Origin of the sequence: Microcoleus sp. BM001215392, assembly GCF_036700185.1 — a bacterium.
Taxonomy (GTDB): Bacteria; Cyanobacteriota; Cyanobacteriia; order Cyanobacteriales; family Microcoleaceae; genus Microcoleus.
In genome coordinates this window covers 1-12,632 of the sequence record NZ_JAUBOJ010000209.1, presented here as the reverse complement: position 1 = coordinate 12,632, position 12,632 = coordinate 1, and the positions used below count along the sequence as shown (strand labels likewise).

The 12,632-nt window shown below is 46.3% G+C and carries 11 protein-coding genes; 3 read left to right on the top strand and 8 right to left on the bottom strand.

What is annotated here, in order from left to right:
* Positions 1-346: 346 nt before the first annotated feature.
* Positions 347-2,461 (top strand): bifunctional arginine dihydrolase/ornithine cyclodeaminase, encoded by a 2,115-nt coding sequence (gene argZ / locus QT974_RS20830; protein WP_333470327.1) that lies wholly within the window; start codon positions 347-349, stop codon positions 2,459-2,461.
* A gap of 319 nt (positions 2,462-2,780) precedes the next feature.
* Here argZ and QT974_RS20820 read toward each other — a convergent pair whose 3' ends face one another.
* The 4 genes from QT974_RS20820 to QT974_RS20805 form a co-directional block, all read right to left on the bottom strand.
* On the bottom strand, positions 2,781-3,578 hold the full coding sequence (locus QT974_RS20820) for a hypothetical protein (RefSeq protein WP_333470326.1): 798 nt from the start codon (positions 3,576-3,578) through the stop codon (positions 2,781-2,783).
* Positions 3,579-3,585: 7 nt separating this feature from the next.
* Positions 3,586-4,215 carry a hypothetical protein gene (locus tag QT974_RS20815; RefSeq protein WP_333470325.1) on the bottom strand — a complete coding sequence of 210 codons (630 nt, stop codon included), beginning with the start codon at positions 4,213-4,215 and terminating at the stop codon, positions 3,586-3,588.
* 4 nt (positions 4,216-4,219) lie between these two features.
* Complete coding sequence (locus tag QT974_RS20810) at positions 4,220-5,011, bottom strand: TIGR04255 family protein (protein ID WP_333470324.1); 792 nt, start codon at positions 5,009-5,011, stop codon at positions 4,220-4,222.
* Between the two features lie 343 nt (positions 5,012-5,354).
* Complete coding sequence (locus QT974_RS20805) at positions 5,355-6,500, bottom strand: citrate synthase (protein WP_333470323.1); 1,146 nt, start codon at positions 6,498-6,500, stop codon at positions 5,355-5,357.
* 21 nt (positions 6,501-6,521) lie between these two features.
* Between QT974_RS20805 and QT974_RS20800 the strand changes: the two genes are divergently transcribed.
* The gene (locus tag QT974_RS20800; RefSeq protein WP_333470322.1) at positions 6,522-6,707 is read left to right on the top strand and encodes a hypothetical protein; all 186 of its coding nucleotides are present in this window, start codon (positions 6,522-6,524) and stop codon (positions 6,705-6,707) included.
* Positions 6,708-6,725: 18 nt separating this feature from the next.
* On the opposite strand, the gene sixA is transcribed toward QT974_RS20800, so the two are convergent.
* The 3 genes from sixA to QT974_RS20785 form a co-directional block, all read right to left on the bottom strand.
* Positions 6,726-7,220, bottom strand: a complete 495-nt coding sequence (gene sixA, locus QT974_RS20795) for a phosphohistidine phosphatase SixA (protein ID WP_333470328.1) — start codon at positions 7,218-7,220, stop codon at positions 6,726-6,728.
* Between the two features lie 433 nt (positions 7,221-7,653).
* A complete protein-coding gene (locus QT974_RS20790; RefSeq protein WP_333470321.1) occupies positions 7,654-8,928 on the bottom strand; it encodes a DHH family phosphoesterase in 1,275 nt (424 codons plus the stop codon).
* Between the two features lie 243 nt (positions 8,929-9,171).
* Complete coding sequence (locus QT974_RS20785; RefSeq protein WP_333470320.1) at positions 9,172-9,669, bottom strand: HNH endonuclease; 498 nt, start codon at positions 9,667-9,669, stop codon at positions 9,172-9,174.
* Between the two features lie 366 nt (positions 9,670-10,035).
* Here QT974_RS20785 and QT974_RS20780 point away from each other — a divergent pair, with 366 nt between their 5' ends.
* Complete coding sequence (locus QT974_RS20780; protein ID WP_333470319.1) at positions 10,036-10,500, top strand: COP23 domain-containing protein; 465 nt, start codon at positions 10,036-10,038, stop codon at positions 10,498-10,500.
* 202 nt (positions 10,501-10,702) lie between these two features.
* On the opposite strand, the gene QT974_RS20775 is transcribed toward QT974_RS20780, so the two are convergent.
* The coding region (locus QT974_RS20775; protein ID WP_333470318.1) for a WD40 repeat domain-containing protein at positions 10,703-12,632 on the bottom strand (1,930 nt) is incomplete at its 5' end.

Here is a 12,632-nt window from a genome sequence, read left to right as displayed (position 1 = left end):
AGCGTCCTCGCTCGCGAGTATTATACAGCTCGCGAGCGAGGACGCTCGCACTATAAATCCAAAACTAGAGATGCTCCCCTTCTTTCTGAGGACTAAAGTCCGAACGATCGAACCTTTTATGAAGGCTAATTGACCGAAAATAATGTCAAAATCTGAAATTTTCTCCGATCTCTCATGCAAACCGCCTGCGGTTTAGTTTCATTTTATCCCAATTGTGATATAATTGAAAGCTACTTTTTTCGCTGCGAGACGTTGCACTCTTTCTCTTGGGAGTGAATTTAAGAGTTGATTTCATACATACTATCTCAACTTGCGTCTGTAGCATCTACCACATTTTAACTGAATTATGACTGACTCAATTCGCTTCCTGATGTGCGCTCCCGACCACTACGATGTAGATTACGTGATTAACCCTTGGATGGAGGGTAACGTACACAAATCATCGCGCGATCGCGCCGTCGAACAGTGGGAGAAACTCTACCACGTCCTGAAAGAGAACGCCGTTGTAGACTTGGTACCGCCCGAAAAAGGCTGGCCGGATATGGTGTTCACCGCCAACGCAGGCTTACTTTTAGGCAATACCTTCGTCCTCAGCCGCTTCTATCACAAGGAACGCCAAGGCGAAGAACCCTATTTCAAAGCATGGTTTGAAAGCAAAGGTTTTACCGTGCACGAACTCCCCAAAGATTTGCCGTTTGAGGGTGCGGGCGATGCTTTGCTCGATCGCGAAGGACGCTGGTTGTGGGCAGGATACGGCTTCCGTTCCGAACTCGACTCGCACCCATTGCTAGCAAACTGGCTGAATATTGAAGTGCTATCGCTGCGTTTAGTAGACGAACGTTTCTATCACCTAGATACCTGTTTTTGTCCGCTCACAGGCGGCTATTTGCTCTACTATCCCGCAGCATTTGACTCTTACTCGAACCGCTTAATTGAAATGCGAGTAGCGCCGGAAAAGCGGATTGCGATCGAAGAAGCAGATGCCGCTAATTTTGCTTGCAATGCTGTCAATATTGACAAAGTTGTGGTAATGAACAAGGTGAGCGAAGGCTTAAACAAGCGCATCACTCAAGCGGGCTTCAAAGTAATTGAAACCCCGATGAGCGAATTTTTGAAAGCGGGCGGCGCCTGTAAGTGTTTGACGCTGCGGGTGAATGAACCTGTGCAAGAAGATCGATCGGCAAACGTGATGGTAGAAAGCCGCACTATTCGCATGGCAGGTCACTTGCTCGATGCTGGTTTAATCAGCCGTGCTTTAGACTTAATTATCGAAAACGGCGGCAGTTTCCAAGTGCTCAATTTCAATTTAGGAGAACAGCGCCAAAGCACATCATCCGCAGATGTGAAAGTTTCGGCACCTTCCCACGATGTGATGGAAGAAATCATGGGATTGCTGATTGACTTGGGTGCAGTACCGCCGCCGCAAGAGATTTGCGATGCTATTTTAGAAGATGTCGTGCAAGATGGTGTCGGCCCAGACGACTTTTACGTTAGTACAATTTATCCTACAGAAGTGCGGGTAAACGGTCAGTGGGTGAAAGCGCGAAATCAGCGGATGGACGGTGCAGTTGCGATTACTCAAACCGCAGAAGGCCCGGTGGCTACGTGCAAATTGTTGCGCGATTTAAAAATAGGTGAAAAAGTCGTTGTCGATGTGGTTGGTATCCGCACTATCCGCAAAACAGAATCGCGGGAACAGCGCAATTCTCAAGAATTTAGCTTTATGTCCGGTAGCGTTTCTAGCGAGCGCCGGGTAGAATTGGTTGTGGAACAAGTAGCGTGGGAATTGCGCCAAATTCGCGATCGCGGCGGTAAAGTTGTAGTGACGGCGGGGCCTGTTGTGATCCACACCGGCGGTGGCGAACATTTAGCGCATTTGATTCGCGAAGGTTACGTACAAGCATTGTTAGGTGGAAATGCGATCGCAGTTCACGACATGGAACAATCGAGCATGGGAACTTCTTTGGGAGTTGACATGAAACGCGGCGTAGCTGTGCGCGGCGGACACCGCCACCACTTGAAAATGATTAACACTGTGCGCCGTTATGGCAGTATTGCTAAAACCGTGGAAGCAGGCGTGATTACTAGCGGTGTGATGTACGAGTGCGTGAAGCACAATATACCGTTTTCGCTAGCTGGTTCGATCCGCGATGACGGGCCGCTTCCTGACACGCAAATGGATATGGTTAAGGCTCAAGAAGAGTATACTGAGCTGTTGCGGGGCGCGGATATGGTGTTAATGCTGTCGTCTATGCTGCATTCGATCGGTGTGGGAAATATGACTCCGGCGGGTGTAAAGATGGTCTGTGTGGACATTAATCCGGCGGTGGTGACGAAATTGAGCGATCGGGGGTCGATCGAATCTACGGGAGTTGTCACCGATGTGGGATTGTTCCTGAGTTTGTTGGTGAATCAATTGGATAAGCTGACTAGCCGCCATCATGTAACTCAATCGGTGTAGATTTGGGGCGGAATCGGTAGACTCGGCGGTTGAAACCGCGTCTACACAAGCGAAGTCCGCCGACGCAGACTGAAGAATAGAGGCTGGTAGGGTGCGCACTGCGCACCTTACGAAATTCCTATAAATATTGAGGCCAAAAGCAATGGTACAGGAATTAATAGACCTGAGAAATTGTATTTTAGAGGGCAGGAATGAAGATGCTCTCTTCATTGTCGATGAATTAGAGGGCATGAGGAAACAAGCAACTCTGCGGAATATAGGTTCTTTTTTACTAATTCTACTAATCCACATCATTAAAAACCAAGTAGAACAGCGTTATTTAAATAACTGGTCCCGAAGGCTCAGTACGATAGCTTAAGTGTTCTAGATGGTACTCAACTGTGTCACGCATATCACGAACTGTAAATTCCATTTCAGAGACCGCTTCGCATTTGCGTAAGTCCACTGTTCCACTATCCTTTGTCTTTTCTAAAAGATTGGGAAATTCTTTCTTGAGGCTACTTGCTATATTGACAGCCATTTCACAGTATTCAGCCTGATCAATGATGTAGACAATGCTGATCGAGAGTTCATACGGTTCTTCGGGAGGAAGTTCATCTTCGGGATCATAAGACAGACGGAAAGACAATATTCCAGCAGAATTTTTCTTACCTTTATCGTCAATGTGTTTAAAAACGGCTCTAAGCCGATCAACAAGGCTATTCGGTAGAGCATGGCGACGATATCTAGCAGCCAGCCAACTCTGAAGAATCTGCCCAGAATCAGTATTGAGTTTATAAGTCTCATCAGGCTGGAGAGTGTCAAGCCTATCTTTATTTATCAACTTTTTTGAGGCGATTAGTTCAATCCAAACAATTTGTCCATCATGTTTGTAATCTATATGTAGAATGCGCGGATTTTTCCCGTAAGTGAAGTTCCCATTGTGCTGCTCTAAGATGCGAGCAAAAATGAATTCCACAGCAGGTTCAACATCCAGATTGTCATTGGCGATATCGCAATCGTGGGATATTGCTATAGCCAGATCAGCATCAGGTACATCGGTCAAACCTACCGCCTGAAAGTCTTTCTGAGCAAGTACGCTACCCTGTCGCCATTTGGTGTTTCGAGACCAAGGCATTCTTGTACTAACTCCTCTCATAGACAGCCACAGACGACTCGCTCAACACATCGTGGAGCGATCTCAGGTTTTTGCCAGAGCCTTTAGGTTCACGGCGAGTCTGTGCTTCTTTATCGGCTATTGCCTTGAGAGTGGCTAAATCTGCTACAGGATCTTCATCTGTCTTGAGTATATCGAGCAAAGAACGTCCATTTAAAATCGGACGATGCACAAGCTTATCTAAACGAATGATGTTTGCTCGATTAAATTGGTCGGCGACGCGGGACAATTTCTGAATACGCATTACTGCTTCTCCCTTTGGCTCTTGTCCTGCCAGCCAGGCATAGACAGTAGGACGAGTGACCCCAAGAACAGAAGCTAGATCAGACATATTTATAGCAAATACATCACGGATGTTCGCAACATTCTCAGCAGGGGATCTCGTATCAAGCTGATTTGCCTTAGTAGGTTCGATATGTATACGCGGATCATACAACCATCTGTTTAATTCAGCGGTATTATTTGGAGTCCTGATGCCACCAGTGCCTACTGCTAAAACTAATAGTGGGGTAAATAGTTTGATAGCTGCGTCGTGAGAACTAGGAGTATTTGTAGGTTTAACAAAAGACGAGTGATAGGGTTTTATTGTTGTGTTCATATTCTTAAGCCCATTTTTCTTTAGCGTAGTCAGTTACTGAAACCTTAAAAGCATTAGTGATGATTTCATGTGACTTCAAAAGTTGGCTTTTAATTTCTATAAGATTAAAACTATTTCGTTTAACGACGAAATAGTCAGTATCTAGTACAGTATTTCGACCATTAACTGCTGTAAATTGGGGTTGTAGTTCGAGTTGTAAGGGAAATAAATCAGGTGACAGAGCTAAAGCCCCATCAGTAATTACCGCTCTGGCAACTAAATTGCCGTTCTCGATAGCAGTGACTGTCTCAGTAAAGCTGTGAACTAGGCAACCATCTAGGCTTGCTGAAAATCCCAAAAGACCTGGGTTCAGGTATTGTTCTATGGTTTCATCGTTTATTGGAAAAACCGCATTAAGGTAACGGAGTCCAATGCGTTCTACATAATCTAGTTCTACAATTTCGTGAACCAAATTTAACCCGAAAATGGTACGTTCTAAGAAACTTTCAAATGTATGGTATGCAGTAGTGTGAAAAACCAAAGCATTGGATCGCAATAAATAGCCTTCAGTCCGTTCACTATTCGTAAAGCTCCAGCGCACGTGCTGCTGAGGCTTAACATCAGGCTGTTGCTCGTCCAGCCGACGAATTGTGAGTTCAAATTGATTTTCGGCTTGGAAGTCGGGGAACCCAGTTCGGCGCAGGCGCTCCTGCAAACGGGCAACATAATCCGAGATTTGGGCAATTGGGTTAAATTGCACCTGAACCAGTGTGTAGAACACAGGCGCAAGACTCATTTTTGGCGCTGCTGTTTTCATAATATCAAAAGGATGTCCATAGGATGTCCACAACTCTATTTTACATATCACTTTACACTTTTACGAAGATTTTTCCTGCGTACCGAACGTTTTTTAGAATCTGCACCATTTGTAAAAGGAATCTCTACAACCTAAAATTCACTGGCTTGGATAGTTAAGCCCTAGGGTGTGTCGCCATCGACAATCCTTCATCAACAGCGACAATCTCATGGCGACGCACCTGCTCTTTTCCAGAGATGAGGAAAAAAATCAACATTTTGATAAGGTGCATCGCTACTCGAAAAGTCGATTTTTATTGACAGATTTTTGCAGGGCGACGCACCCTACGGCTACAGCTTTGAGGTTAAGATGGGGGTCTTTCCTCGATCGCAATATAAGGCTCGCCATGAGTACCCGTATAGATTTGAGTCGGGCGGTAAATGCGGTTTGTCTCTAGCTGTTCCTTCCAGTGGGCCAACCAACCGGCAACGCGGGCGATCGCAAAAACTGGCGTAAATAAATCTGTCGGAATTCCCATTTTCCGATAAACCAGACCCGAATAGAAATCTACATTAGCATAAATTCCTTTGTGACCCAATTTCTCCTCAACCACTTCTTCCAACTTGACAGCAATGTCGTAATAATCATCGCGGCCGAAGTTTTCAAACAACTGTTCCGCTAAACCTTGAAGAATAGTTGCTCTCGGATCTTTTACCTTATAAACTCGGTGTCCGAAACCCATGATTTTGTCCTTATTTTCAACGCACTTCTCCACAAAAGGCCGCACGTTTTCTACAGAACCAATTTGCTCCAACATCTCAATCACTTCTTCATTCGCTCCCCCATGGAGCGGCCCAGCCAAAGTACCAACTGCTGAAGCAATCACCCCGTAAGGATCTGTCAGAGTCGAAGCTGTTACCATTGCCGAAAATGTAGAAGCATTGATGGTATGTTCTGCGTGGAGAGTCAGACAAGCATCAAAAATATTAGCTAACAGCGGATCGGGTTCTTGCTCGTTGAGCATATACAGAAAGTTAGCCGAGTAGTTCAAATCATCTCTAGGCCGCACCGGGTCATTTCCCCGCCGCATTTGCTGGAACGCTGCTACCATTGTGGGAATCTTAGCTAGCAGCCGCACTACAGCTTCTCGAATGTATGCTGGGTTGGCCAGAGCTCGGCGCGAGTAGAACAAACCCAAGGCCGCTGCTGAAGCTTGCAGGGCGTCCATTGGATGTCCTCTTTCGGGAAAGCATTTCATCATGTCGCGGATGCGATATTTGATCCGGCGGTGATAGCGAATTTCGTGCTCGAAAGCTTCTAGTTCTTCCTTGGTTGGAAGTACGCCCCAGATTAATAAATATGACGTTTCCACAAAGGAACTTTTGAGTGCTAGTTCCTCGATGCTAATCCCGCGATATTCCAGCACCCCTTTTTGTCCGTCTACGTAACTAATACTGGACAAGGTGGCGGGAACACCTTCTAAACCTGGTTTGAATTCGCCGACGACCATTGCGATACCGTATTGTGTGAGTTGATTCTAATCAAATTACATTACCAGAAAGCAAGAGAGTGTCACCGTCTTGACAAAGAATCATTCGATCGCGACTGGGCCACTCTTGAGGCTCATCACCTTGGTTTGGCAACCGATCGCGCGATCGCACCGCTAAATACTTTAGCCCCTCAAACCCGGTTTATGCGCCCGAAAATCTGGGTTTAATACAGCGATTCACCGTTTCTAGCAGAGCAAAAACTTGGGCCCAGTCAGCCAGAACATTTGGCTGCGACCTACTGGGGAGCCTGTTTCGGGGAGAATTAACCCGATGATACCTGCTTTTTTGAGAATCAGTGTGTCGTGCGATCGTCCCCACAGCAAAGTTTCAGCCCAATTGCCCAAATCTGGTTGGTGGCCCACCAATGCCAAGCTGCGGTTCCCTGTTTCCTGCCACTGTTTGTACCACTTCAGCCAGTCCCCGATGTCTCCTGAAGGTGCGAGGGGGACGGATGCTGCGATTTGGGAACTCAGACCCTCTGACAGCAGGATTTGCGCGGTTTGCGAGGCGCGCAGTAGGGGGCTGGCAAGCATTAGATCGAACAGAATTTCGAGCTCGTACAGCCGTTGGGCGACTTTTCGGGTTTTTCGATCGCCCTCTTTAGTCAGCGGGCGTTCTTCGTCTGTTTCGTATTCTTCTGGTTCGGCTGCGATACCGTGACGGATTAAGTATAGATGCACTGTGGTTCTTCTTTTGATAGCTGTGCGATCGCTACGCCCCGGCTTGCGCCTACGCACGCGATGGATGAAGTTTGGCGCGATCGATATTTCCGGGCTATTGTACAACTGAATTGACATCTGGCGCTGTCGTCTGGTTTACCAGAAACAATTGGTTTAAAGCCCGAACGCCGATTGGGGAGAAATTAAAATCAGACTATTGATTGCTCCAATCCTCGGACTTAAGCGTAGAGGTCGCCCTCAACCAGTCAACTGTCAGCTCAATGAAGCTTCTCGGCTGCGCGATCGGTATTTCCATGCTCTTGCTGGCATAAGCTGTCGCGCATTTAAATTGTATATTTAGATCCGGCGGGACACTCCCCAAGAGGGGGAATTGTTTTTCAACATCCAATTTCAGATCCCAACAGCTTAAAAACCGCACCTACAAACTCCAGACTTAATTATCGTAAATAGGATTGTCTTTCGGACTAATTAAATTCAGCAATTTATGCTTGATCTGAGAATCGAATACTTCCCATTTATGCTTTGCATAATCGCTATTTTCATTGCCGCCGGAAAGAAATCCTACCGGAATTTCAAAACCTCCAGCTTGACTTCTGCCGCCTCCAAAAAAGCGTCCTTGAGCATCTTGGCCGAAGGCTTCTTTAATAAATTCGTCGGGGTCGAGAGTAAGTTTATTGGTTCGCAGCGAGCCGATTACTACTTCGATTTCTTCGTCTTTGTCATGGACAATGGCGTAGACAACGGCTGTATGTACGTTCTCTTCTGTTACTAGAAAGTCGGCTGCTTGCGGAATGGAATCTCGATCGTCATAACGGAGGTAGCCAATGCCCGCGATCGAGAAATTGTTCTGGACGATGCGGTGTTTGAGCGATCGCTCGATCGCATCCATCACCCATTTAGAACGAGAGGACTGCAACACCGCATTCAGCAACTGCGGGTCATAAAATCGGCTCAAATAAGCCGCAGCTAAAAAGTCCTCCTCCTGTGCTTGTCTGAGGGCGTTGGTGTCCGATCGCAAACCGTGCATCAAAGCTGTAGCGCACTTGCTGTGCTGGCTGATACTGCTGTCGAGAGTTAGCAGTCCCGCCTGCAAATATTCGGTCAAAATCGTGGCTGTAGCGCGGATTTCCGGGCGCAAATCCGTAAATTCTGCGTTCATTTCGCCTTGCAAATTGTGGTGGTCGATCACTGCTGCGATCGCAACTCCCGCCCCTAAAATAAACTCGGTTAAGTTACAAGTCGTGCCTTGGTTGTCGATGAAAACACAGCCCTGATACGCCGACAAATCCTTCGTTTTTGTCGTTTCCAGCGTCCAGCGCTGCAACGGTAAACCTGTCAATTTAACTAAGGCAATATTTTCTTGGTGGCTGAGGGCGCCGGCGTAGATCGTATCGCATTGGATATCATACTGTTCGGCGATTAATTTGTAAGCCCAAGCGCTCGCAAGTGCGTCGGGGTCGGGAAAATCTTGTAATAATATTAACTGGCGATCGCCTCTGTGCCGATCGAACATTTGGCGCAATTGCTCGATTTTGCGATCGTGCAATTCCTCCCGCAGGCTCGGGCGATGCTCTTCAAAAGCAACTTCTACTTTGTTGCGCCGTTTCCCCGGCGCGCTGGCTGCGGGTACAACCTCGCGGATGGCGTCAACCTCAGCTTCGCGATTGCCAGATATTTCATCAGAATGGGTAGTGGGGTGCTCTTTCATTGTTAAAAATTCACAATCTAATTCTGTCAGGAGTGGCGCGCCAAAAGCAGTCAAACCCAGTTTATTTTTAGGTGCGGCGGTGTCATACCTAATAATATTACTTGCGGAAATTCGATTTAAGAGCGTAAATTCTGTGTTTAAATATTTAACTATTTAACTCCAGACTATCGGGTTCAAGGACTGCGCACCGCCTGCAACTCCTAACTTCCGCAAAAAACCCCCGCGCTTGCTTGCGACAGGGGTTTAAAGGCCGATTACATATTTTTGCCATTCTTTGTGCATACCGCTCTTAACGTGTTTAGTCACTTCAAAATAAAGACCGCTATGAGGTTTCCTCGGCGGATAGCGCAGCAGCATTCCGGCTTCTTTCGGGGTGCGGCTGCCTTTATGGACATTGCAGCGCACGCAGGCTGTAGCCAGGTTTTCCCAACTGTCGCCTCCGCCGCGCGATCGAGGAATCACGTGATCCAGGGTCAAATCGTCCCCAGTATAGCCACAGTATTGACAAGAGTGCGCGTCCCGGTGCAAGATGTTCCGGCGGGTAAGCGGAATATCCTTGTAGGGAACTCGGACGTAATGCCGCAGTCGGATCACAGTTGGTAGCGGGAAGTTTGGCGCAATAAATTTCCCGTTGTGTTCTACCTGTTCTGCTTTCCCTTTCAGCAACAAAATTACCGCCCTTCGCCAATTGGTGATGTTGAGCGGTTCGTAGGAGGCATTCAGCACCAGAACATTGCCCATTGTTGATTATTAAAGAGAATATTTTTATTGATGCTAACACAGGTTCCAATTTAGCGGGGCGGGCGGACTGAAGCCTAGGCTCAACAAAAAACGGCTAAAAACTGTACCTTTACCCTATATACCTTCGGGCTTGCACCCTTTTTGGCTGCATCTGTTTTCTGTCTTGGTGTGTAGGGCGAGGATTTTTTCCTCAGTTTAGACCGAGATGAGGCCAGTACGGGCGATCGTCTCCTGCAAGCTTCGCTAACGGCAAAAATTTACAGAATGAATTTTATTTTTTTCCCTAAATGCCTAATCTTCCCGGCAAGCAGCAGTCTAACTTTTTAGAGTATTAGTAACCATAAATGAAAAAGCTTATTACCGCCCATGAAATTTCGGCTTTTAAAGTCAGCTTTTAGCGCGTCAATTATTGCCTTGGCAGCTCCGATTATAGCAAACAGTCCCGCCTTGGCCCAAACCGCGTCATTTTTTTGCGGCGCTGCTGGCGGCAAGCCGGCCACAATTGCTGTCCAACAAGGCAAAAATATTCCCGTTATTCTGTGGGTAGCCGATAACTATTTCAATGAATCAGGAGAAGATGCCATTACTCGCTGCACCCGAGTTTCAGGAATTCTTAACAACTCACAACCCCAAGGAAGCTGGGACAATATAGTCACAGCAGGTGCATCTTCCAGCGGTCAACTCATTATTTGTGCAGCAAATCCTCAAGACGGTTCCTGTAGATTATTATATCAAGTTCCCAAAGGGCAAAATCCCGAACAAGCCAGACAAGAACTATTAAGAAGAGTCAAAAATCCTAATGTAAGTGTTTCGCCTGTTAAGGTAAATTAAACAGTTGACAGTTGACAGTTGACAGTTGACAGTTGACAGTTGACAGTTGATAGTATTTGTAGGGTGCGGATACATCGATTATCCCCAAAAAAGAGCGACAATCTCATAGATCCGCACCGCACACACCCTACAAACCAGGATAAAAAAAGTCCACGGATAGGGAAACGACATTACCGCGTGCGTATTTCCCATGCTTTTCTTACTACTTGCAGATAGTGGAAACCCTTCTCAAATACTCCGGTTGACTGCTAAGAAAATCACAGCTTTGCTTCAGCAACTCTTCCAACCCTTCAACCTGTCTCAACCAGACAGTACCATTGCTTCCAGCTACAGCAATTTGCTTTCCATCTCCACTCCAACCGACACTAACAACATTCTCCTCAAACGTAAATTGAGCAACCGGGCGCCCTGCTAAGTTCCACAGCCGCACAGTCTTATCAATTCCCACAGTAGCAAGCCTTTCTCCGTCGGGACTAAAACTAATTAATTTCGCATCCAAATGCAAGGTTTCAAATTCACTAACTAATTCTTTGGTTGACAGATTCCACAGCCCGACTTTTCCATTAAATGTTACTGTAGCAAAGCGATACTGCTGTTGAGCTGGACTAAAACTAATCCCAATTGCCTGCACTGACAGCGTTTTTTCTAGTTGTCCCGACAAATTCCAAATTCGCACTGTAGATTTGCCGTCTAACGTCGTCAAAAAATCGCCATTGGGGCTAAAATTAACGCTTCTCACTAAACCATTGTGACCGGGAAGCTTCAGGCTAGATGAGATTAATTTTGATGGTTTTGACAAATCCCAAATTGCCGAATTGCTGTCTATTCCTGCTGCTGCAAATAACTTTTCTTTCGGACTAAAACTAATACTGTTAACAGATCCTTCAATTCCTTTCAACTGAGAAATATTTTTTCCTGACAAATTCCAAAACTTAACTGTGTTATCGCTTCCGGCAGTAGCTAAAAATTTACCATCTGGGCTAAAGTTTACCATATTTACTGACTGCTGTAAAGCTTTCCATTCAGCAACTTTCTGCCCGTAAAAGTTCCAAATTCTCACTCGATCGTCTATTCCTGCGGTTGCCAAAATTTTACCGTCAGGGCTAAGACAGATGCTGGTAACAGCACCTGTATGAGCTTGCCAATTCATCTTTCTTGGTGGAATTGATGGTGCTTTTATCTGCTGTTTTTTGCTAATTTTGTCGAGAATAATTTGTAAGGCTAACAGCGGTCGAGTTGCCGGATATTGTTCGAGATGTTGTTTGTTTTCAACTAAGGTTCTTAACTTTTTACCCGAGGCGATCGCCCTCAGCAAAGCTTCCGATAAAGCTTCGCTGTTCTGGTTTTTTTGAGATACCGCCAACAGTAAAGCATCGCTGCCATTTTGTTCGATTTCAATACTTGCTTGTGCTAGTTTGAACCGCTGGTAAGCGAGAGTTGAAAAGCCGATCGCCCCAATCAACGATCCGGCCAGTACCGCCGAGCCGATCCCTATCCACTGTTTGGCTTTGCGCTTGGCTGCGCCAGCTTCACTCAAAGCTATTTCGGCATCGCGCGCCGCTTTTTTGGTTTCTAGTGTAGCGGAATGCAGCAGTTGATTTTGGTCGCTCAAAATCTGTTTTTGGCTGGCTGTCAAAAACTGAAAATCTTCGTTTCTCAAACTTTTATCTGCCGCCCAAACCAATGCTGACTGCAAATCTTCCCCTCGCAACAGTTGCGAATCATCTTGAGAGTTAGAATTCAGCCAGACTTTGATCGCTTCCGAGTAAGGCGATAGTTTTTCTAATTTTTGGGCAATTAACTCTTCGTTAAATACAGCTTGATAAATCGGATTAGAAATTGTAAGTTTTTCCCGGCGCTTGACGATTAATCCGCTCAATCGCAATTCCATTTGTTCCGCACTACCATCGGGGAGTGTTTCAACTTGCTGTAAAATTTGCTGGTACAATCCGAGTCTTCTAACAATCCGCTGGTTTTCTCGAAAAAGCCGATCGCGAATTGTGGACAAATGTTCGGGAACATCCTGAGATTCCCAATTCTCCACAATCTTCAAGCGCACTATTTTCTCAACCCATTCTGGCGGATTTTGAATCAAATCTTGCTCCCCCCCTTGACAAGGGGGGGCTAGGGGG